This window comes from Streptomyces sp. NBC_00016 (assembly GCF_045040885.1).
Lineage (GTDB): Bacteria > Actinomycetota > Actinomycetes > Streptomycetales > Streptomycetaceae > Streptomyces > Streptomyces coriariae.
Window position 1 is genome coordinate 2,154,819 of sequence record NZ_CP108304.1, and the last position, 22,683, is coordinate 2,177,501.

Genomic DNA, 22,683 nt, shown 5'->3' on the forward strand with positions numbered 1-22,683 from the left:
TGTCGTGGACCTGCACTTCGGTGACAGCAAACCGACGGACGACGAACGGGCAGCCGTGGACGCCGTTTTCGGCCCACCCGAGTCCTCGTGGGAGGGCGCCGACCGTTGCGACGCGGACCTGCGGTGGGCGCGGGGCGGACGAGAGGCCCGGGACCGCCGTGACCTGCTGCTGCCGGGGCTGCACGCGATCAACGACCGAATCGGCTGGATCAGCGAGGGCGCCCTCGACTATCTGTGCCGCCGCCTGACCGTGCCCCCGGCGGAGGCCTACGGCGTCGCCACCTTCTATGCGATGTTCTCGGTCAAACCGCGGCCGGCCACCGTGCTCCACGTGTGCACGGACCTCGCCTGCGCCGCCGCGGACGCCTCCGCACTGTGTGCCGGGATCGAGTCACGCCTGGGCACGGACAGTGGGGTGTCCGTCGAGCGCAGCCCGTGCCTCGGCCTGTGCGAGCGCGCCCCGGCGGCGCTCGCCGTCAGGGCCGGCGATCCGGTGCGTACGGCGGTGGCGGCGCCGGCGAGCGTCGAGGCGGCCGTACTCGCCGCGAGCGCCCCCGACTCGGCGCCCGAGGAGGAGCCGGCGGCGGGAGCGGTGCCCCAGGCAGGGGACCCGTCGCTGATCCTGCTGAACCGGGTCGGCGTGGTCGATCCGTCGTCGCTCGACGACTATCGGGCTCACGGCGGCTACACGGCCCTGCGCCGCGCCTTCGCGCTCGGCCCTTCCGGGGTCATCCGCGAGGTCACCGACTCCGGCCTGCTCGGTCGCGGCGGCGCCGCCTTCCCCACCGGACGCAAGTGGCAGGCCACGGCGTCCCAGCCCGACCATCCGCACTACCTGGTGTGCAACGCGGACGAGTCCGAGCCGGGCACCTTCAAGGACCGCGTGCTCATGGAGGGCGACCCGTACGCGCTGGTGGAGGCGATGACGGTCGCGGCGTATGCGGTCGGCGCGCACAAGGGGTACCTGTACCTCCGCGGCGAATATCCGCGCGCCCTACATCGTATGCAATATGCGGTCGACTGTGCACGCGCTCGCGGTCTCCTCGGCGACGACATCCTCGGCCAGGGCTACGCCTTCGACATCGAGATCCGGCGGGGCGCCGGCGCGTACATCTGCGGCGAGGAGACAGCCCTGTTCAACTCCATCGAGGGGTACCGGGGCGAGCCGCGCTCGAAACCACCGTTCCCCGTGGAGAAGGGCCTGTTCGGCAAGCCGACGGTCGAGAACAACGTGGAGACGCTGGTGAACGTCCTGCCGATCCTCACCATGGGCGCTCCGGCCTACGCGGCGATCGGCACAGCCAGGTCCACCGGCCCCAAGCTGTTCTGCGTGTCGGGCAGCGTCGAGCACCCCGGCGTGTACGAACTCCCCTTCGGAGCGACGCTGGGCGAGCTCCTGGCCCTCGCCGGGGTGCGCGAGAACCTGCGTGCCGTGCTCCTCGGCGGCGCGGCCGGCGGCTTCGTACGGCCCGACGAACTGGACATCCCGCTGACTTTCGAGGGCACCCGGGAGGCGGGCACGACGCTCGGTTCCGGGGTCGTGATGGCCTTCGACGACACCGTCCCGCTGCCCCGACTGCTGTTGCGCATCGCCGAGTTCTTCCGGGACGAGTCGTGCGGGCAGTGCGTGCCCTGCCGGGTCGGGACCGTACGGCAGGAGGAGGCGTTGCACCGGATCGTGGAACGGACCGGCTCCGACGCCGCCACCGACATCGCCCTGCTGCGCGAGGTCGGCCGCGCCATGCGGGACGCCTCGATCTGCGGCCTGGGCCAGACCGCGTGGAACGCCGTGGAATCCGCCATCGACCGTCTGGGGGCGTACGAATGACCGCGACCGTCCGCACAGGAGCCGCTCCATGACCGCGATACCGCTGGGGGTGCCACGACGACTGGTGGAGTTCACGATCGACGGGCAGGAGGCCAGGGTTCCCGAGGGATCGACGATCCTCGACGCCTGCCGGGCCGCCGGGAAGGACGTCCCGACCCTGTGCCAGGGCGACACCCTCACCCCGAAGAACGCCTGCCGGATCTGCGTCGTGGAGGTCGAGGGCTCCCGGACCCTGGTGCCGGCGTGCTCCCGCAGGGCGGAGTCCGGCATGGACGTCCGTACCGACACCGAGCGCGCCCGGCACAGCCGCAAGATCGTTCTTGAGCTGCTCGCGTCCTCGGTCGACCTGTCCACGACACCAATGGTTGCGGAATGGATCAAGGAGTACGACGCGAAGCCGGATCGTTTCGGCCCCGACGCGGCCCGGCTGAACGAGGAACCGAAGATCGACAACGATCTGTATGTACGCGATTACGACAAGTGCATCCTCTGCTACAAGTGCGTGGACGCCTGCGGTGACCAGTGGCAGAACACCTTCGCGATCTCTGTTTCGGGACGCGGTTTCGACGCCCGGATCGCCGTCGAGCACGACGCCCCGCTGACCGACTCGGCGTGCGTGTACTGCGGGAACTGCATCGAGGTGTGCCCGACCGGAGCGCTGTCGTTCAAGTCCGAGTACGACCGGCGAGCGGCCGGAAACTGGGACGAGTCGGCACAGACCAGGACCACGACCGTGTGCGCCTACTGCGGGGTGGGCTGCAACCTCACGCTCCATGTGCAGGACAATGAGATCGTGAAGGTCACCTCACCGCACGACAACCCCGTGACCCACGGGAATCTCTGCATCAAGGGCCGCTTCGGCTACCAGCACGTACAGAACCGGGGCTGATCACGACATGGGACGAGTCACCGAACGACGCAAGGTGATCCGCATCAGGGACGGGGCGGTCTCCGCCCGGCCGGACACCCTGGTCGCCGAGGAGCCACTGGAGATCCGGCTCAACGGCAAGCCGCTGGCCATCACCATGCGCACGCCCGGTGACGACTTCGCGCTGGCGGCCGGTTTCCTCGTCAGCGAAGGCGTACTGGCTGCCGCATCCGACCTACTGAATATTGTCTACTGTGCGGGCGCGACGGTCGACGGATCCAACACCTACAACGTGGTGGACGTCCGGACGGCCCCCGACGTGCCGATGCCCGACATCACCCTCGAGCGGAACGTCTACACCACCTCCTCCTGCGGTCTGTGCGGCAAAGCGAGCCTGGACGCGGTCCGCACGACGGCCCGCTGGCCCATCGCCGACACTCCCCCGCTCCGGATCGAGCCCGAACTGCTCGCGAGCCTCCCCGACCGGCTCCGCGCGGCCCAGCGGGTCTTCGACCGGACCGGAGGACTGCACGCGGCGGCCCTGTTCTCCGAGGACGGCGAGCTGCTGGACGTACGCGAGGACGTGGGACGGCACAACGCGGTCGACAAGCTGGTCGGCCGCGCCCTCCAGAACGGTGACCTGCCCCTGTCGCGGACGATCCTCCTGGTGTCGGGCCGGGCCTCGTTCGAGTTGGCGCAGAAGGCCGTGATGGCGGGCATCCCGATGCTCGCGGCGGTCTCGGCACCCTCCTCCCTGGCCGTGGATCTGGCCGCGGAGACCGGGCTGACACTGGTGGGCTTTCTGCGGGGCAGTTCCATGAACGTGTACGCGGGTGAGGACCGCATCACCCTGCGGACCGCGGCCGCCCAGGGCTGACCCGGTTCCCCGCGGCACGGCGGCGGGGCCCCGGCCGGCGGGGAGCGCCCCCTGCGCCGCGGGGCCCCGCCTCAGCCGCTCGTGAATCGCACGTCGGCCGCGCGCGCCACGGTCCCCAGTCGAGGGAAGTCGAGCCTTACCGAAGCCTCGTGTTCGGCCCCGGTGAGAGCGGACATCGCGTCCTCGACGAAGACCAGGTCGTAGCCGAGGTCACCGGCGGCACGGGCCGTGGACTCGACCCCGAGGTTGGTGGCGATGCCGCCGAACACGAGGGTCGTCACGCCGTGTTCGCGCAGTCGATCATCCAGGCCGGTCCCGTAGAAGGCACCGATCGTCCGCTTGACGATCTCCAAGTCGCCCTCCTGGTAGAGCCCTTGCACCAACCCGCTGCCGGGCGGCTGCTCGGTGACGCCGGGACGTTCGACGCGAACGAGGACGACGAGCGCGCCGACCGATCGGAACGCCGCCGCCAACTCCTCGGCGGCAGCCACTACTTCGGTTCCCTTGTGGGGCTCCAGGGGCAACGCGGCGATGCGGTCCATCAGGTCGACGAGGACGAGGGCGCTGCGCGCGGGGACGAGTGGAAGAGCTGCGGTCATGACGGAACGTTATCCGCCGTCAGCCCTCCGTACCGGAAATCCGGATCAACATGCCCATCAAATGTTCGCGCTCGGCGGCGGAAAGCGGGGCGAGCAACACGTCGTTCGCCTCCCGGGCGGCCCTCTCGCAGCGCCGGAGCAGCCGTCGTCCCTCTTCGGTGAGTGACACCGCGTTCTTCCGGCGGTCGTTCGGATCCGGTTCACGCACGGCGAGTCCCGCGAGCTGCAGGTCGTTGAGGATGCCGACCAGGTCCTTGGGGTCGAGCCCGACACTGCGGCCGAGGTCGGCCTGGGCGACAGGGGCGAGGTCACGAACGGCGGAGAGCACCACGTGGTGCCACATCTTGAGACCCTCGACGGCGAGGGCCTCCGCCACCAGGGCGCGACCCCGGGCGGCGACCCGGCCCAGGAGCCAGCTGGGCAGCGAGCGAATGGCGGAGAGGGGCGCTTCGGGCATGGTCACACCCTACCGACAATTCATTGGACTCCCCAATGAAATCCCGGATACCGTTGGGGCTCCCAATGAGTTCTGGAGGTGTGATGCGCCGCGTCCGATACGGCTCCACCGGCGGCCCCCTGTTCCTGGAGGAGGCGCCTGTCCCCGAACCGGGCCCCGACGAACTCCTCGTGCACTGCGAGGCGATCGGCGCCACCCTTCCCGTCGTCCGCAAGGTCGCGGAGGCCGCGGAACCGATACCGCTCGGGGGCGAGATCGCCGGGGAGGTCATGGCCGTCGGGAGCGGGGGCAGCCGGTTCCGGGTGGGTGATCGCGTGACCGGCCTGTGTTTCGGCCACGGCTACGCCGACTTCGCCCTCCTGCACGAGGTCATGGCCTCCCCCGTCCCGGACGACGCCGGCGCGGTCGACGCGGTCGCCCTGGTCCGCAGCGGCCTGGTCGCGCTGGGCGCCCTCACCGCCGCCCGGCCCGAACCGGGCGAGGCGGCCCTCGTCACCGCCGCGGCGAGCGGGGTCGGCCACCTCGCCGTACAGCTCGCGCGGACACGCGGCGCGACCCGCGTCGTGGGTGCCGTGTCCGACCCCGCGAAGTCCGACTTCGTGAGGTCGCTGGGCGCCGACGACGTCATCACCTACGACCAGGACGACTGGGGCGACCCCGTCGACTACGCGCTCGACGCGGTCGGCGGCGAGCTGCTCACGCCCGCCATCGCATCCCTCGCGCCCGGCGGACGACTCGTGGCGTACAGCTCCGGAGGCGGAACGATCCAGGCATACGACCTGCTGGTCGGTGCCAAGTCCGTGATCGGCTTCCAGATGGCCCACATCGCGCGCGGGAAACCGGAGTTGTACGAGCGGTGGCGCCGAGAGCTGTGGCAGCTGTTCGAGGAGGGGGCGTTGAAGCCCGTCGTACACAAGGAGTTCTCACTGGAGGACGCCGCCGAGGCGCACGCGACGATCGAGTCACGGGCCAATGTGGGCAAGGTCGTCCTGGTGCCGTGAGCTGGGGTCGACGGAGGCCAGGATGCGGTCGACCGCACATTGCATACCGTCGCCCCGCGTGCGCCCACGGACCACCGCCGACTGTCTACAGGCGACCGGCGACCGGCGACCGGCGACCGGCGACCGGCGACCGGCGAGAATCTCACGTCGCAGCCGCCGGTGCCCTCTCGTCCACAGGTTCCCGGGACGCCTCCAGCGGATCCCTCGCCCGGCGTTTGGCGATGACCGCGCACACCATCAGCTGCATCTGATGGAAGAGCATCAGCGGCAGCACCGCCAGTGACGCATGCGCGCCGAACAGGACGCTTGCCATGGGCAGCCCGGAGGCGAGGGACTTCTTGGAGCCCGCGAACTGGATGGCGATGCGATCCTCGCGGTTGAACCGCAGCGCCTTGCCGCCGTACCAGGTCAGGACGAGCATCACGGCGAGCAGAACGGCCTCGACGATGAGCAGCCCACCCAGCCGTACGGCGCTGACCTGGTGCCAGATGCCCTGGACCATGCCCTCACTGAACGCCGTGTAGACGACCAGCAGGATCGAGCCTCGGTCGACGAGCCCGAGCACCTTCTTGTGCCGTGTGACGAACCCGCCGATCCAACGGCGCAGCAGCTGTCCCGCGACGAACGGCACGAGCAGCTGGACCACGATCTCGACCAGCGAGTCCGCGGAGAAGCCACCGCCGCTGCTGCCGAGCAGGGCCGCCGCGAGCAGCGGGGTGACGACGATGCCGACCAGCGAGGAGAAGGAGCCCGCGCAGATCGCGGCGGGCACGTTGCCCCGGGCGATGGAGGTGAAGGCGATCGACGACTGGATGGTCGACGGCACGAGGGTGAGGAAGAGCAGCCCCTGGTAGAGCGGGTGGGTGAGGAGCACCGGGACGAGGCCGCGCGCGGCCAGACCGAGCAGCGGGAAAATCAGGAAGGTGCAGGCCAGGACGGTCACGTGGAGCCGCCAGTGCTTCAGCCCGTCCAGCGCCTCACGGGTGGAGAGTCGGGCGCCGTAGAGGAAGAAGAGGAAGGCGATCGCGGCCGTGGAAGCGCCCGAGGCCACATCGGCGGCGGCGCCGCGCGCCGGGAGCAGCGCCGCGAACCCGACGGTGCCGAGCAACAGCAGGATGTAGGGGTCGACCGGCATCCGACTCGGCCAGTGCAGGCGTTTCACGGTGCTCCACGTGCTGTTCGATGGGCGGGCGTCCGGGCTCGGAGAGCCCCTCCCCATCGTCCTCCTCCGCATCGTGATCGGGAATCCGGTATACCGCTCTCACTGTCATCATGCATTGCGATAACCAGGCCCCCGACGGGCTACTGTGGCGCTCGTGTACGAGCCCTCCCATCTGCGTACTTTCCTCGCCGTCGCCCAGACCCTGAGCTTCACGCAGGCCGCGCGGCGGCTCGGGCTGCGTCAGTCCACGGTGAGCCAGCACGTACGACGCCTGGAGGAAGCGACCGGGCGGGCGCTGTTCACCCGGGACACGCACTCCGTAGAGCTGACGGAGGAGGGCGAGGCGATGCTCGGGTTCGCGCGCCGGATCCTGGACGTCCACGAGCAGGCCTCGGCATTCTTCACCGGCACCCGGCTGCGCGGCCGGCTGCGCTTCGGCGCATCCGAGGACTTCGTACTGACCCGGCTGCCGGAGATCCTGGAGGGCTTCCGCCACGACCATCCCGAGGTCGACCTCGAACTGACGGTGGAGCTGTCGGGCACCCTGCACGAGCAGCTCGCCGCCGGGAAACTGGACCTGGTGCTGGCCAAGAGACGTCCCGAGGACCCTCGGGGGGAGTTGGTGTGGCACGACGGACTGGTGTGGATCGGCGCGGAGAGGCTGCGTCTGGACGCCGACCGCCCGGTCCCGCTCATCGTGTTCCCGCCTCCTGGCATCACCCGCGCCCTCGCTCTGGAAGCACTGGAGCGGCAAGGGCGGGCCTGGCGGATCGTCTGCACGAGCGGCAGCCTCAACGGCCTCATCGCGGCGGCCCGGGCCGGCCTCGGTGTGATGGCCCACTCGCGAGGCCTGATCCCGCCGGGCCTGGTGCGGATCCCTGAGCGGGCTGGGCTGCCGGAGCTGGGGCAGGTCGACTTCGTGCTGGTGCACGGACGCAGACGCACCTCGGCCCAGGGCGCTGCGGACGCGCTCGCGGCGGCCGTCCTGGCGGGCGGCGACCGACTGCACCGACGGGCGGCAGGGTCCGGTCGACGGCTCGACCTGCCGGGAGGCGGCGTCGGCTGAATGGTCGACATGCGGTATGCGGCATGTCGCACATTGCATACCGAATCCCACATACCGCCTACGGCAGGCCCGCCTACCGCCTACCGCCCAGCATGCTGATACGTCAGCTGCTTCACGCGCCGCATGAACGGCGTCGCCTCCACGTGCTGGACGCCCTCCAGCCGCCCCAGAGGCCCGCTGAGGTAGGCGTAGAGACCCGCCGTGCCCCGGACCACCGCCGTGACGACGATGTGGGAGGGCCCGGCCGTGGCCGAGGCGAAGGCGATCTCGTCGTGGGTGGCGAGCGCCTGCCCGACCTCATGCATGGCGGAGGGCGCCGTGGTGATCCACAGGACGGCGGCGAGGGGGTAGCCGAGGAACTCGGAGTGGTACTCGACGTCGATGTAGACGGCGCCCGAGGCGAGCAGGGCGGCCAGGCGGCGTTTGACGGCGGACTCGGAGCGACCGGTGGCGCGCTGCAGTTGCGGATAGGTGGCCCGGCCGTCCCGTTCCAGGACGGCGAGCAGCGGCTCGTCCTCGGGTTCGATCCGGGCCGGGCCCGCCGGCCCTGTCAGCCCCATCAGCCCCGTCGGTCCCACCGGCCCCACCGACGCGTTCGCGTCGTGGCGCGGCGTAAGAGCGGCGATCTGCTCCTTGTCCAGCGCACCGAACTTCCGCAACCAGCCGGTCGGCCCGCCGTAGAAGCGGTGGAGGAGCTGCTGGGCGCGGATCTCCACGACGCTCGGGGTGCGCGGGAGCTTGCCGAGGAGCAGGTCGTCGTGGTCGCCGGGATGGCGGGGCCGGGTCATGCAGACGATCTCGGTGCCGCCGGAGCCCAGCCCGATCCAGTAGGTGTCGGGGCGTTTGGCGAGCGCGTCGGCGATGACCGTGGCGCTGTCGGGTGCGCAGCGCAGCCGCAGCATCCACTGGTCCTGGCCGAGGCGTTCCGCGTCCCGGACGGCGACGACCCTCAGGCCGGCCTCGGCGCTGAGCCGGCGGAAGCGGCGCGCGACCGTCTGGTCGGAGACGCCCAGGACCCCGCCGATTCTGCTGAAGGAGGCCCGCCCGTCCACCTCCAGCGCCGAGAGCAACTGGAGATCCAGTCCGTCCAGCTTGCCATGGGTGTGGAATTCCGTCTCCATCGCACTCTCCCCCGTCGGATTCCGTCGGCAGGACACCGGATACCACGGTGATCGGCCGCGTCTCGTCCATCGTACGGAGCGCTTCGCATCCATCGCAGAAGACATATCGAGGAGTGGGACATGCGCACTTGGGGGCCGCTGACAGCGGTGTGCCTGGGCACGTTCATGTTGTTGCTGGACGTGACGATCGTGATCGTGGCACTGCCGGACATGGCGCGGGCGTTGCACGCGTCGCTGAGTGATCTGCAGTGGGTCGTCGACGGGTACGCGCTGGCGCTGGCCGCGCTGCTGCTGGGGGCCGGGGCCACCGCCGACATCCTGGGGCGCCGCCGGGTGCACGTGGTCGGGGTGGTGGTGTTCGCGACGGCGTCGCTGCTGTGCGGGCTGGCGAGCGGGCCGGACACCCTCGTCGCCGCTCGGGCCCTCCAGGGGGTGGGGGCGGCCGCGATGCTGGCGACGACGTTGCCGCTGCTCGGCTCGGTCTACCAGGGCCGGCAGCGGTCGGCCGCGCTCGGAGTGTGGGGCGCGGTGAGCGGCGCGGCCGCGGCGGTCGGGCCGGTGCTGGGCGGGCTGCTCGCCGAGGGGCCCGGCTGGCGATGGATCTTCTACGTGAACCTGCCGGTGAGCGTGGTCGCGGTGTGGCTGACGCTGAAGGCGGTGCCGGAGTCCAGGGGGCCGCGCGGGATGCGGGTGGACTGGGCGGGCACGGCGACCTTCGCGGTCTTCGCGGGCGGGACGGCGTACGCCGTCGTACGGGCCGGCGAGGACGGCTGGACGGCGTCGGCGACGCTCACCTCGTTCGGGCTCGCCGCGCTCGCGCTGGTGTGCTTCGTGCTGGCGGAGCGGCGGGCGGCGCATCCACTGCTCGACCTGTCGCTGCTGCGCCGGCCCGCGTTCGTGGGGGTGATGGTGGGCGCGCTCGCCTTCAACGGCGTGGCGTTCGGCGTGACGCCGTACCTGTCCATCTGGATGCAGACGCTGCTGGGGATGAGCCCGGTGCGCGGTGGACTCACGCTGCTCCCGATGACGGTGGCGGCGATGGTCACGGCGGTCGTGGTGGGTAAGCGGTTCCACGGCGTTTCTGCCCGGCTGACCATCGGTGGCGGGCTCCTGCTGATCGGCGCGGGCTGTTTCTGCCAGGCCGTGCTCGGCGCCGGTTCGGACTGGACGGCCCTGGTGCCCGGGTTCGTGCTGGTGGGCATAGGAACCGGTTTCGTCGCGCCTACCGTCGCCGGGGCCGCGCTGGCCGCGGTGGAACCGGCGCGGGCCGGGATGGCGGGCGGAGCCGTGAACACCGTACGGCAGCTCGGGTACGCGCTCGGGGTCGCGGTATTCGGCACCGTGGTGACCTCCCGGATGACCGACACCCTCCCGCACGACGCTTCCCACGCGCTCGCGGGCGGTGGCGCCGGCGCGCTGCGGGGCACGTTCTCCGAGCACACCCTGCGGTCGGCGTTCGCCTCCGGGCTCGACGCGGCGCTGGTGACGGCGGGCTGCGCGGGCCTGGTGGCCGCGGCACTCGTCCTCGTCCTGGTCAGGACACCGCGCGCGGCCGTGGCCGGCACGGCGCAGGCGGATGCGACCGCGCCGTCGAAGGAGGGGGCGGCCCCCCGGCCGTGACGGAGCCCCCGCCCGTGGTCTCGACAACGGGGGTGGGGTGGCGCGGGCCGTGACCGCGGCGGGAAGGGGCGGGCAGAGTAAGCGGTACGGGCAGATTCGGTGGAGATTACGGTGCCGAAACTTACTCTTCCGTCAGTTTTCTGTCCGACCCTTCCCCATGTGAGCCCATTTTCCGGCACTGACCAGCGCAGACGAGAGCATCACTCGTTTTCCGCCCCCCTCCCCTCCCGCCGTCGGGTGGGGTAGCTTTCACGGCGCTGTGCGGCCATGAGAAGCGGGGTGCGGGTTTGCGCGAGTTCACCAACCCTCCGTTGGCGTTGGCACCGCCGGTGGGCGGTCTGGCCGACGTCGTGTTCCGGCACGCCCAGGAGGACCCGCACTACGTCGCTCTCGGCCGCAAGGACGAGGGGGGCGAGTGGCGGGACGTGACCGCCGGTGAGTTCCGCGACGAGGTCCTCGCCCTGGCCAAGGGGCTCCTCGCGCAGGGCATCCGCTTCGGCGACCGTGTCGCGATCATGTCCCGCACCCGCTACGAGTGGACGCTCTTCGACTTCGCCCTGTGGACGATCGGCGCCCAGGTGGTGCCGGTCTACTCGACCTCCTCGGCCGAGCAGTGTTTCTGGATGCTCTACGACGCCGAGTGCACGGCCGCGATCGTCGAGCACGAGGACCACGCGATGACGATCGCCACCGTCATCGACCGTCTCCCCCGGCTGCGGCAGCTGTGGCAGCTCGACTCGGGCTGCGTGCAGGAGCTGTACGACGCCGGCGCCGCCATCGAGGACGACGTGGTGCACCGGCACCGGGAAGCGGTTACCCCCGACTCGACCGCGACGATCATCTACACCTCGGGCACGACCGGCCGGCCCAAGGGCTGTGTCATCTCGCACGGCAACTTCATGTTCGAGGCGGACACCGTCATCGAACGCTGGGAGCCGGTGTTCCACTCGAAGAAGGGCGACGAGGCGGCGACCCTGCTGTTTCTGCCGCTCGCGCACGTCTTCGGGCGGATGGTGCAGATCGCCGCGATCCGCGGCAAGGTCCGTTTCGGCCACCAGCCCCAGCTGCACGCGGCCGCCCTGCTCCCCGACCTGGCCGCTTTCAGACCTTCGTTCTTCCTGGCCGTGCCGTACATCTTCGAGAAGGTGTTCAACGCGGCCCGCCGCAAGGCGGAGCGGGAAGGCAAGGCGGGGCCGTTCGCGAAGGCCGTCGACGTGGCCGTGAACTACGCCGAGGCGGTCGAGGCGAAGGCCTGGGGCATCGGTCCCGGCCCCTCGGCGGGGCTGCGGATGCAGCACCAGCTGTTCGACAAGCTCGTCTACTCCAAGGTGCGCGCGGCGATGGGCGGCCGGGTGCGGCACGCCATGTCCGGCGGCTCGGCCATGGACCGCAAGCTCGGCCTGTTCTTCGCCGGCGCGGGCGTGCAGATCTACGAGGGCTACGGCCTGACCGAGACGACGGCGGCCGCGACCGCCAACCCGCCCGGACGCACCAGATACGGCACCGTCGGCCAGGCGATCCCCGGCATGACCGTGCACATCGCGGACGACGGCGAGATCTGGCTGCGCGGCGGAAACGTGTTCCAGGGGTATCTCAACAACCCCAAGGCCACCGACGAGACCCTGCACGACGGCTGGCTGGCCACCGGTGACCTGGGATCACTCGACGAAGACGGTTACCTCACCATTACCGGCCGCAAGAAGGAGATCCTGGTGACCTCCGGCGGCAAGAGCGTCTCGCCGGGGCTGCTGGAGGAGCGGGTGCGTGATCATCCGCTGGTCAACCAGTGCATCGTCGTCGGCAACGACCGGCCGTTCGTGGCCGCTCTGGTCACCCTCGACCAGGAGGCCGTCGAGCACTGGCTTCAGATGCGCAACAAACCACAGCTGACCCCGGTCGAGCTGGTGAGCGACCCGGATCTGGAGGCGGAGGTGCGCCGATCCGTCGTGGCGGCCAACACGCTGGTCTCGAAGGCCGAGTCGATCCGCACCTTCCGCATCCTCGCCCAGCCCTTCACGGAGGAGCACGGGCTGCTCACCCCGTCGCTGAAGCTGAAGCGCAAAGCCATCGAAAACGCTTACGCGAACGAGGTCGACGCGCTGTACCGCTCGTAAGGTTTCCGGCGGCGGCGTGAAACACGTTTCCGACCGGCTCCCGAAAACGGGCGAGGCAGGCTGCCGAACCGGCTCCCGAGACGAATTCGGGGGTCAGGAATGCATCACTCGCCGTGCTCGTTGACGATGGGAGTACCAATTTGACGGACAACCGAAGGATCAAGAGCTCGTGAGCAGCAAGGTCCCCCCGATCATCCTCAACAACGGCGTGGAGATGCCCCAGCTGGGCTTCGGTGTCTGGCAGGTGCCGGACGACGAGGCGGAGCAGGCGGTCTCCACCGCGCTGGAGGCCGGGTACCGCAGCATCGACACAGCGGCGATCTACGGCAACGAGGAGGGCACCGGCAAGGCCATCACCTCCTCCGGCGTGCCCCGCAACGACATCTTCGTCACCACCAAGCTCTGGAACAGCGACCAGGGGTACGACTCGACGCTCCGCGCGTTCGACACCTCGCTGGAGAAGCTCGGCCTGGACTACCTGGACCTGTACCTCATCCACTGGCCGCTGCCCTCCCGCGACGGTTACGTGGACACGTACAAGGCGTTCGAGAAGCTCCTCGCGGACGGCCGGGTACGTGCCATCGGCGTGTCCAACTTCCTGCCGGCGCATCTGGAGCGGCTGATCGGCGAGACGTCGGTCATCCCGGCCGTCAACCAGATCGAGCTGCACCCGCACCTGCAGCAGCACGCCTCGCGCGAGTTCCACGCGGAGCAGGGCATCGCCACCGAGGCGTGGTCCCCGCTCGGCCAGGGCAAGGGCCTCCTCGAGGTCCCGGCGGTCGTGGCCATCGCCCAGAAGCACAACCGCACCCCGGCACAGGTCGTGCTGCGCTGGCACCTCCAGCTCGGCAACGTCGTGATCCCGAAGTCCGTGACGCCGTCGCGGATCAAGGAGAACATCGACGTGTTCGACTTCAGCCTGGACACCGAGGACCTGGCGGCGATCAGCGCCCTCAACGAGGACCGGCGCATCGGTCCGGACCCGGCGACGTTCGACGTCGGCTGAGGTTTCCCCGCATGCGTCGAGGGCGCCCCCCGATCCGGGGGGCGCCCTCGACGTGTCGGCAGGCCGGTCAGTTGGGCTGGCCGATCGGCCGTACGACGACGGTGTTGATGTCGACGCCCGCCGGCTGCCCGATGGCCCACACGACGGAGTCGGCGATCTGGTCGGCGGTCAGCAGTTGCCCGGGCGGCAGGCTGCCATAGCTGTCCCAGAAGGGGGTCTCCACCCGGCCGGGCGCGATCAGCGTCACGCCGACCCCCCACTCGGTGACCTGGCGGCGGGTGTTCTCCGCGAGGCCGGTCACCGCCCACTTCGTCGCCCCGTAGATGTTGCCCGGGGTGGGCACGAAGCCGGCGACACTCCCGATCAGCACGATCCGTCCCCGGGTCTCCTTCAGCGCGTCGATCGACGCGCGGATGAGGAGCGCGGGTCCGAGTACGTTCGTCAGGACCATGTCGGTCCATCCGGCCGGGTCACCCTCGGCGACCGAGTCGTGGGTGGCGGTCCCCGCGTTCGCGACGACTGTATCCAGTCGCCCGTATGCATCGAGCGTACGGTCGACCGCCGACTGTACACAGTCGTAGTCCGCGGCATTCCCGGCCACCGTCAGCAGCCCCTTCGGCTCACCGAGTTCCGCGGCGAAGGCGCGCAGCCGCTCCTCGCCGCGCCCGGTGACCGTGACCCGGTACCCGGCGTCCAGCAGCTGCCGTGCGACGGCGGCGCCGATGCCGCTGCCGCCGCCGGTGATCAGTGCGACCGGAGAATCCGAAGTGTCCGAGACGTTGCTCATGGTGTGCCCCCCATTTGCGTCGGCTGCGCGTCCTGGCTGCGTACGTCGGCTGCACCGTGTCGGTGGCCGCTCGTTGCTCGACGTCCGTTGCGCGGCACGCAGTCCATCACTTGGAGCGCTCTCCAAGTCAAGCCCTGCCAGACCGACTTGGCACTCGGGCCGTCTACTGGACCGGCTTCACCGCCGTGTGCACGGTATGCGCGGCGAGCACGAACACGTCCGCCCTGCGGTGCACACCCGCCTCGTCCTGCGGGTCGAGCAACCGGTCCAGCACGGCGCGGTCATCGGAGCCCAGGGTGTCACCGAAGACGTCCCGCAGCCGCGACAGGGACGCGGCGACATAGGCGCGGGCCCGGCCGGAGGCGGGCGCGGGCAGGTCGAGCAGGAAGCTGCGGCTGCGGGCGTGCTTCAGACCGGCCGCGCCGAGCAGCGTCGCCCAGTCCTCGGCCTCCTCGACGCAGCCGGGCAGGTCGGCCCGCATCCGGGCGAACCACTCCTCCTGCAGCGCGTCGAGCCGTGCCTCCAGGCCGGGTCGCCCGAGACCGAGGTCCCGCGGCAGGAACCGGGTCGGCAGACCGCCCTCCATGATCGCCAGCGTGCCGCCGGGCGCGAGGCGCTCCGCGAAGGCGGCCAGAGCGGCGCGCTGGTCGCCCAGGTGGTGCAGACTGCGACCGGCCCACAGCAGATCGGCCGGGTAGTCCAACTCGGCAAGCACATCGGGAAGTTCACCGGTCAAGGTATCGAAACGGTCGCCGTACCCGAGCCGGTCGGCTCGCTGCCGCGCCCGCTCCAGCAGCGGCGCGGAACCGTCCACCGCCGTGACCCGCGCACCGGAGAACGTCTCGGCGAACAGACAGGAGACGACCCCGGGGCCGCTGCCCACGTCCACGATCAGCCCCGGCTCGGTCACCTCCCTCCCGAGCCAGGACAGGGCCCGCTCGTACAGGGGCGTGAAGAGTTCGGCCTGCGCTTCGAGATGCGGTGCCATCTCGGCCCAGTCGATGTCGGTGTCCTGGCCGTGGCCGTGGCCGTGACTGTGGCCCTGCCCTTCACCGTGCGTAGCACCAGGGGCGTGGCCCTGGTGCGGGGTGTGCCGGTCGCCGCGGGGCTCGTGTGGGTGGTGCGCCATGGTGTCAGCCTCTCGTCCGGTGTGCCGTCAGCGTGCGCCGACGCACCGGTCCGGGGCCACCTTTGTTGCCGGTGCGGCAAAAGGCGTGATGCCGACGGCAAACCGGATCGCGCCTGTCCGGCCGCTCCCGACGAGCTGGAGCGACCGGACAGGAACTGCTCACCGGTGGAGTTCGCGACCGCCGGGGCCGGTCGGCCCGGGAGGGCTGTCCCCCCGACCCCGACGGATCACCGTCGACTCACCTCACCGTCGTCTCACCTCGATGTCGTCCCACCGCACTGTCGTGCACTGTCGTGCGGAGCGACTCGCGTATCGGCCACGGACCTACAGCGGCGGGTACGCGTTCTGCATCAACTGCTGGAACTGGGCCGAGAACCAGTGTCCGGACAGCGGCGCGTTCGCCAGGGCACCCGACAGGTTGTTGCCGTTGCGCGGGTTGCCCGTGTACGTCGGGTCGCACATCCGGTCGAAGCCCTTGCCCTCGTCGTTCGGGATGGCGGAGCTGGAGCCGTCGGACTCGCCCGGCGGCTTCATCCACACATACGCGTCGATCCCGGCGGCCGGAGCCGCCTGCGGACGCTCGCCGAGGCCGGCGCCCGACTGGTTGCACCAGTTGCCGATGTGGATACGACGGTCGTAGCGGCCGCCGTCGACGTAGGTGTCGACGCTGGTCGTGGCGCCCGGTCCGGTGGGCCGGGCGGTGCCGCCCCAGCCGTTGCGGGAGGTGTCGATCAGCATGCCGATGTTCGACCGGAAGCCGGCGGTGACCAGCTGGTTCCGGAACGCCTGGGCGTACGACTGCTCGTCGACGTACCGGTTCCAGTCCACCCACTTGGACTCACGGACCGACTTGCCGGCCACGGAGTCGTTGATGGTGTAGTTGTTCTCCTTCAGGGCGCTGTAGTTCGCCGTGTTGGTGATGAAGCCGTGTACGTCGTCGACGGTCGCACCCTCGGCGGTGGCCGCCTGGTAGAAGAGCTGGGCGGAGGGGGCGAAGTTGTCGTCCCAGCCGAGCCAGCCGTGGTGACCGGCGTCGATGTAGTTGTAGACGTTGGGGATCGCGCCGAGCTTGTCCAGCGCGTAGCCGACGCCCTTCACATAGTTGCCGTTGGCCTTCATGGTGTCGCAGGCCGCGGTGGCGGTGGGCCGGCTGCCGGTGTTGGTGACGAGGTTGGGCAGCGAGTCGATCTCGATGGTGGTGACGATCCGCAGGCCGGCGTACTTGCTGTCGGCGAGGATCGTCGCGATCGGGTCGATGAACTGCGTCTTGTACTTGTCGATCTCCGTCGGGCCGAGTTCGCCGTTGGAGGCGAGGGCGGCGCAGTCACGTCCGGGAAGGTCGTAGACGACCAGCTGGACGACTTCCTCACCGCTGCCCTTCTGGGCGAGAGCCGCGTCGAGGTGGGCGCGCAGCCCCATGCCGCCGTTCACTCCGTTGATGGCGGCGATACGGTCGAGCCAGACGCCGGTCGGCTGGCTGGAGATGCGGCTGCCGCCCGTCTCGGCGGCGGCCTTCGCCGACCATTCGGGGTTCACGTACACCTTGGCGCCGACGTAGGGGTTGTCGACCTTGGTGGACGGGGTGCCGGGGTCCGTCGGGGTGCCGGGGTCCGTCGGGGTCCCGGTACCGCTGTCGACGTTGCAGGTCACGCCGTCGAGGGTGAACGTGGTCGGGATCGCGTTGGTGCCGCTGTAGGTGCCCTGGAATCCGAAGCTGACCGAACCGCCCGTCGCCAGCGTCCCGTTGTAGGTCTCGTTGTTGGCGGTGACCGCCGTACCGGCCTGGGTGATCTTCGCGTTCCACCCGTTGGTGACCTTCTGGGTGCCGGCGTACGCCCACTTCACCGACCAACTCGACTTCGCGGCGGAGTTGTTGGTGACGGTGACGGCGGCGGTGAAGCCGCTGCCCCAGTCGTTCTGCACTTTGTAGTCGACGCTGCACGGGATGGCGGCGATGCCCGGATCGCCGGGGACGACGGCGAGCGCCGTCCCGGAGGCGCCGGCGACCAGCGCCAGCGCGGCGAGTACCGCTGTTCTGCTACGGCTCATGAGTGCGGGTTCCTTCTCGGTTGCGGGTGGTGTCCGTTTCTTCGGTGGTTCTGATCGGCCGTCGATCGCGTTCGAACAGACCTGATTCGGCCCGGCTTGATCGGCCCGGCTTGATCGGCCCGGCTTGATCGGTCCGACTGATCGGTCCGTCTGATCGGTCCGGTGGCGCCTATCCGTCGAGTGCGCGCAGATGGTCGCGCAGGCCGGCCCCGTACGCCGTGGGCGTCCCGTCGTAGCCGGAGATCAGGGACGGACCGGTGGAGCAGTCCCAGGTGTTCCAGGTCCAGCCCAGGTACGAAAGGCCACGGTCGTCGAACCACTTCATGACCTGATCGACGAAACCGTGCGAGCAGGTGTTCTCCCCGATCTCCCCTGCCACGAGCGGCACTTGGGCCGCGACGGGGGCGAGGGTGGAGTTCCAGCAGCTCTCGTTCGCGCAGGTGTTGAAGTTGTAGACGTGATACGCGGCGGCGAGATTGCCGGTCGGGTCGGTGGGTTTGTACGTCAGCCACTGGCTCAGGTCGTTGGAGTACGCGAGCCCGCCGGCCAGGATCACGTTCCTGGCGCCGGTCGCCCGTACGGAGTCGACGAGATCCTGCATACCGGCGACCTCGTACCCGATGCCGGGACAGGTGCCGCCGTCCCGCCAGCACTGCCACGCCTGGGTGGTCGTGGAGGTGGCGCGGTCCGGGTAGGGCTCGTTGAACAGGTCGAACACGACGGCCTGGTCGTTCTTGAAGGTGTTGGCCACCGAGGTCCAGAACGACGGGGTGTACTGCATGTCGGGCATCGGCTTCTGGCAGCTGGCGTGCACATCCGAGCAGCCGGCCGAATTGCCCGTGTACTGACCGTAGTTCCAGTGCAGTTCGACGATCGGCGTCATGCCGTGCGCCTCGACGCGGGTCACCAGCTCCTTGACGGCGTTGACGTAGTTGGTGCCGCCGTACGCGGAGCCGATGTTCGAAAGGCCCAGCCAGCACTCCTCGTTGAGCGGGATGCGCACGGTGTCGACGTTCCAGTCGGCGATCGCCTTGACGGAGGCGTCGTCGACCGGTCCGTCCCAGATGCCGCGCCCCTGTACGCACATGAACTCGCCGCCGGAACGGTTCACGCCGAGCAGACGACGGGTGTTTCCGCCGGCGTCCACGAGCTTGTTTCCGGAGACGTGCAGTGCGGGCGGCTCGTCACCGGTGTCCGGCGGATCCGTCGTGGGTGGTGTGGTGGGTGGTGTGGTGGGGGTGGGGGTGGGCGTGGGGGTCGGGTCGGAGTCGGCGTTACAGGTCGTGCCGTTGAGCTTGAACGTCGTCGGTGCGGCGTTCGACTTCGAGGTGGAGGCGATGAAGCCCGCGCTGAGGCTCGCGCCGGTGCCCAGGGAGCCGTTCCAGCTCTCGTTCGCGGCGGTGACGGTGGTGCCGGACTGGGACCACTTGGCGCTCCAGCCCTGGGTGACCTTCTGGCCGTCCGCGAAGTCGAAGGTGAGGTTCCAACTGCTCAGGGCTGCCGCATTGTTGGTGATCTTCACGGCGCCCTGGAAGCCGGCGTCCCACTGGCCGGTGACCGAGTACTCGACCGTGCACGCGGGCACGGCTCCCTGCGCCGTGACGACCGGTAACAGGGCGCCCGCAACGAGGGCGACCGTGCCGGCCACGGCTAAAAGTACTGAACGCGGGGGGTGTCGCATGAGCGACTCCTTGCAGCTCAGGCGCGTCGTGAACAGACGCGTCGACTGATGGAACCGCTCCCACTGGTGTCTCGAAGCTAGCGCCAAGTGTCGGCAAAGAACAGAGGCGTCACTGACTTTCCCTCAACGTCCCTCGTCGAATCTTTTCGACTCTTCAAGCATCTTGACCGCCCCCACCCCCATCCCCACTATGGGAGCGCTCCCACTGGTTCAAGGCTTGTTGCTCCTCCCCCACTTCTCCGAGCCGCAAGGAGGAACCAGCACCATGGATCCCTCACGCAGACGCCGCGGGGCGCGGCGCCTGTGGACCGCCGCTCTGGCGGCCCTCGCGCTTCCCCTCGCCATGCTGAGCACGAGCACAACTCCCGCCCAGGCGGCCGCACTTCAGTGCAGCGTGGACTACAAGACCAATGACTGGGGTTCCGGCTTCACCGCGGACCTCACCCTCACCAACCGCGGCACCGACCCGATCAGCGGCTGGGCCCTGACGTACTCCTACGCGGGCAACCAGAAGCTGACGAACGGCTGGAACGGCAGCTGGTCGCAGTCCGGTCAGCAGATCACGGTGAACAACGCCTCCTACAACGGGACGATCGCCGCCGGAGCCGCGGTCAGCACGGGCGGGCAGTTCACCTACAGCGGGACGAACGCCGCTCCCGCGAGCTTCGCAGTCAACGGCACCACGTGTGTCGGCGCGCACCAGCCGCCGGTCACCGTGCTGACCAGCCCGACCGCGGGCGCGGTCTACACGCAGGGGGCCGCGGTGCCGCTCGCGGCGACCGCCGCGGCCGCCGACAGCGCGACCATCAGCAAGATCGAGTTCTATGACGACACGACCCTGCTGGGTACGGACACGAGCTCGCCGTACACGCTGTCCGCCTCCGGGTTGTCCGTGGGCAGTCATTCCCTGGTCGCCAAGGCGTACGACAGCCTGGGCGCTTCGGCCTCGTCGACCCCGGTCGGCATCACGGTCGCCTCGGGACCGGCCGTGGTCGCCTCCACCAACCAACTCGCCGTCCAGCAGGGCAAGACGGGCACCTACTCGCTGAAGCTGTCGACCCAGCCGTCGGCCAACGTGACCGTCACGACCGCCCGCACCACCGGTAACACCGGCCTGACGGTGACGGGCGGCGCGAGCCTGACCTTCACGCCGTCCAACTGGAGCGCCGCCCAGAACGTGACCATCACGGCCAACGCCTCGGGCACGGGCGCCGCGACCTTCGAGTCGACGGCCACCGGGCACGCGAAGGCCTCGGTCACGGCCACCGAGATCGCCGGAACCAAGGCGTACGACGCCCGGTTCCTCGACCTCTACGGCAAGATCACCAACCCGGCAAACGGTTACTTCTCCCCCGAGGGGATCCCGTACCACTCGGTCGAGACCCTGATCGTCGAGGCCCCGGACCAGGGGCACGAGACCACCTCCGAGGCCTACAGCTACCTTCTCTGGCTGCAGGCGATGTACGGGAAGATCACCGGCGACTGGACCAAGTTCAACGGCGCCTGGGACATCATGGAGAAGTACATGATCCCCACCCACGCCGACCAGCCGACCAACTCGTTCTACAACGCCTCCAAGCCGGCGACGTACGCACCCGAGCTGGACACCCCGAACGAGTATCCGGCGAAGCTGGACACCGGTGTGTCCGTGGGATCGGATCCCATAGCCGGTGAACTGAAGACTGCATACGGTACGGACGACGTCTATGGTATGCACTGGCTTCAGGACGTCGACAACACCTACGGCTACGGCAACGCGCCCGGTAAGTGCGAGGCCGGCCCGACCGACACCGGCCCGTCGTACATCAACACCTTCCAGCGCGGCTCGCAGGAGTCGGTGTGGGAGACGGTGCCGCAGCCGACCTGCGACGCCTTCAAGTACGGCGGCACGAACGGGTATCTGGACCTGTTCACCGGCGACGCCTCCTACGCCAAGCAGTGGAAGTTCACCAACGCCCCGGACGCCGACGCGCGGGCCGTGCAGGCCGCGTACTGGGCGGACATCTGGGCCGAGGCACAGGGCAAGGGCAGTGACGTCTCCGCGACCGTCGGCAAGGCCGCGAAGATGGGCGACTACCTGCGCTACTCCATGTACGACAAGTACTTCAAGAAGATCGGCAACTGCGTCGGACCGACCGCCTGCGCGGCCGGCACCGGCAAGGACGCCTCGCACTACCTGATGTCCTGGTACTACGCCTGGGGCGGCGCCACGGACACCAGCGCCGGCTGGGCCTGGCGCATCGGGTCCAGTCACACCCACGGCGGCTACCAGAACCCGCTGGCCGCCTACGCGCTCAGCAGTTACGCCGACCTGAAGCCCAAGTCGGCGACGGGGCAGGCGGACTGGGCGAAGTCGTTGTCCCGGCAGCTGGAGTTCTACCGCTGGTTGCAGTCCAGCGAAGGCGCCATCGCGGGCGGGGCGACGAACAGTTGGGCGGGCCGCTACGCGACTCCCCCGACCGGCACGTCGACCTTCTACGGCATGTACTACGACCAGCAGCCCGTCTACCACGACCCCCCGTCCAACCAGTGGTTCGGCTTCCAGGCGTGGTCCATGGAGCGGGTCGCCGAGTACTACCAGCAGACGGGGAACGCGAGCGCCAAGGCGGTCCTCGACAAGTGGGTCGACTGGGCGCTGTCCAAGACCACGATCAACCCGGACGGCAGCTTCCTGATCCCCTCCACGCTCCAGTGGTCGGGCCAGCCCGACACCTGGAACGCATCAAGTCCCGGAGCCAATACGGGACTTCACGTCACCGTCGCCGACTACACCAACGACGTCGGCGTGGCCGCCGCGTACGCCAAGACCCTGACGTACTACGCAGCCAAGTCCGGTGACACGAAGGCGAAGACGACCGCGAAGGCTCTCCTGGACGGGATGTGGGCCAACAACCAGGACGCCCTCGGCATCGCGGTGCCGGAGACCCGCGCCGACTACAACCGCTTCGACGACGGCGTGTACGTCCCGAGCACCTTCAGCGGCAAGATGCCGAACGGCGACGCGATCAACTCCTCCTCGACCTTCGCCTCGCTGCGGTCCTTCTACAAGAACGACCCGGCCTGGTCGAAGATCGAGAGCTATCTCGCGGGCGGAGCCGCGCCCGTGTTCACGTACCACCGCTTCTGGGCCCAGGCGGACATCGCCCTGGCCATGGGCTCGTACGCGGAGCTTCTCGAATAGGCCCCCGCTGAGCGCTCCGCGGGTCGGACGGTGTTCGTCTGCGGGCCGGATGTGGCCGGTCACGCAGCTCCCGGCGCCCCCTGGCCGCCCCTTCGGGGCTCGGGGGGCGCGGGGTGGCACCGCCCGTCGGCGCGGTC

The 22,683-nt window shown here is 69.7% G+C and carries 17 protein-coding genes; 9 read left to right on the forward strand and 8 right to left on the reverse strand.

All coding sequences use genetic code 11. The features are described 5' to 3' along the window. The first annotated feature begins 4 nt into the window (after positions 1-4). The 3 genes from OG933_RS09630 to fdhD are packed head-to-tail and all read left to right on the forward strand — an operon-like array spanning position 5 to position 3,573. Complete coding sequence (locus tag OG933_RS09630) at positions 5-1,828, forward strand: NAD(P)H-dependent oxidoreductase subunit E (protein WP_405626520.1); 1,824 nt, start codon at positions 5-7, stop codon at positions 1,826-1,828. A 28-nt stretch (positions 1,829-1,856) separates the two neighbouring features. Further along, positions 1,857-2,717 (forward strand): 2Fe-2S iron-sulfur cluster-binding protein, encoded by an 861-nt coding sequence (locus OG933_RS09635; protein ID WP_362522914.1) that lies wholly within the window; start codon positions 1,857-1,859, stop codon positions 2,715-2,717. 7 nt (positions 2,718-2,724) lie between these two features. Next, positions 2,725-3,573: a formate dehydrogenase accessory sulfurtransferase FdhD gene (fdhD, locus tag OG933_RS09640; RefSeq protein ID WP_405626521.1), complete on the forward strand. Its 849-nt coding sequence runs from the start codon at positions 2,725-2,727 to the stop codon at positions 3,571-3,573. A 71-nt stretch (positions 3,574-3,644) separates the two neighbouring features. Here the strand turns inward: fdhD and OG933_RS09645 are convergent, their stop codons facing one another. Continuing rightward, entirely contained in the window at positions 3,645-4,172 is a 528-nt protein-coding gene (locus OG933_RS09645) for an isochorismatase family protein (protein ID WP_405626522.1), read from the reverse strand. 19 nt (positions 4,173-4,191) lie between these two features. Further along, on the reverse strand, positions 4,192-4,629 hold the full coding sequence (locus OG933_RS09650; RefSeq protein ID WP_362522918.1) for a MarR family transcriptional regulator: 438 nt from the start codon (positions 4,627-4,629) through the stop codon (positions 4,192-4,194). Positions 4,630-4,712: 83 nt separating this feature from the next. Between OG933_RS09650 and OG933_RS09655 the strand changes: the two genes are divergently transcribed. Continuing rightward, positions 4,713-5,630 carry a zinc-binding alcohol dehydrogenase family protein gene (locus OG933_RS09655; protein WP_405626523.1) on the forward strand — a complete coding sequence of 306 codons (918 nt, stop codon included), beginning with the start codon at positions 4,713-4,715 and terminating at the stop codon, positions 5,628-5,630. A gap of 142 nt (positions 5,631-5,772) precedes the next feature. Here OG933_RS09655 and OG933_RS09660 read toward each other — a convergent pair whose 3' ends face one another. Continuing rightward, positions 5,773-6,765, reverse strand: coding sequence for a bile acid:sodium symporter family protein (locus OG933_RS09660; protein WP_405633314.1), 993 nt, complete (start codon positions 6,763-6,765; stop codon positions 5,773-5,775). Positions 6,766-6,946: 181 nt separating this feature from the next. Here OG933_RS09660 and OG933_RS09665 point away from each other — a divergent pair, with 181 nt between their 5' ends. Beyond that, positions 6,947-7,858 (forward strand): LysR substrate-binding domain-containing protein, encoded by a 912-nt coding sequence (locus OG933_RS09665; protein WP_405626524.1) that lies wholly within the window; start codon positions 6,947-6,949, stop codon positions 7,856-7,858. A gap of 80 nt (positions 7,859-7,938) precedes the next feature. On the opposite strand, the gene OG933_RS09670 is transcribed toward OG933_RS09665, so the two are convergent. Beyond that, positions 7,939-8,979 (reverse strand): Lrp/AsnC family transcriptional regulator, encoded by a 1,041-nt coding sequence (locus OG933_RS09670; protein WP_362522925.1) that lies wholly within the window; start codon positions 8,977-8,979, stop codon positions 7,939-7,941. A 120-nt stretch (positions 8,980-9,099) separates the two neighbouring features. Between OG933_RS09670 and OG933_RS09675 the strand changes: the two genes are divergently transcribed. The 3 genes from OG933_RS09675 (at position 9,100) to OG933_RS09685 (ending at position 13,719) form a co-directional block, all read left to right on the forward strand. Then, on the forward strand, positions 9,100-10,599 hold the full coding sequence (locus OG933_RS09675) for an MFS transporter (RefSeq protein ID WP_362522927.1): 1,500 nt from the start codon (positions 9,100-9,102) through the stop codon (positions 10,597-10,599). 287 nt (positions 10,600-10,886) lie between these two features. Continuing rightward, positions 10,887-12,713, forward strand: a complete 1,827-nt coding sequence (locus OG933_RS09680) for an AMP-dependent synthetase/ligase (RefSeq protein ID WP_405626525.1) — start codon at positions 10,887-10,889, stop codon at positions 12,711-12,713. Between the two features lie 169 nt (positions 12,714-12,882). Then, positions 12,883-13,719, forward strand: a complete 837-nt coding sequence (locus OG933_RS09685; RefSeq protein WP_327185949.1) for an aldo/keto reductase — start codon at positions 12,883-12,885, stop codon at positions 13,717-13,719. Positions 13,720-13,786: 67 nt separating this feature from the next. Here the strand turns inward: OG933_RS09685 and OG933_RS09690 are convergent, their stop codons facing one another. From OG933_RS09690 to OG933_RS09705, 4 genes are all read right to left on the reverse strand, one after another. Further along, positions 13,787-14,506 carry an SDR family oxidoreductase gene (locus tag OG933_RS09690; protein WP_405626527.1) on the reverse strand — a complete coding sequence of 240 codons (720 nt, stop codon included), beginning with the start codon at positions 14,504-14,506 and terminating at the stop codon, positions 13,787-13,789. A 163-nt stretch (positions 14,507-14,669) separates the two neighbouring features. Continuing rightward, positions 14,670-15,635, reverse strand: coding sequence for a class I SAM-dependent methyltransferase (locus OG933_RS09695; protein ID WP_405626528.1), 966 nt, complete (start codon positions 15,633-15,635; stop codon positions 14,670-14,672). 324 nt (positions 15,636-15,959) lie between these two features. Next, on the reverse strand, positions 15,960-17,684 hold the full coding sequence (locus OG933_RS09700) for a glycoside hydrolase family 6 protein (protein WP_362522936.1): 1,725 nt from the start codon (positions 17,682-17,684) through the stop codon (positions 15,960-15,962). A 169-nt stretch (positions 17,685-17,853) separates the two neighbouring features. Beyond that, entirely contained in the window at positions 17,854-19,365 is a 1,512-nt protein-coding gene (locus tag OG933_RS09705) for a cellulase family glycosylhydrolase (protein WP_405626529.1), read from the reverse strand. Positions 19,366-19,630: 265 nt separating this feature from the next. On the opposite strand from OG933_RS09705, the gene OG933_RS09710 reads away from it, so the two are divergent. Then, positions 19,631-22,546, forward strand: a complete 2,916-nt coding sequence (locus OG933_RS09710; RefSeq protein WP_405626531.1) for a glycoside hydrolase family 48 protein — start codon at positions 19,631-19,633, stop codon at positions 22,544-22,546. Positions 22,547-22,683 lie beyond the last annotated feature (137 nt).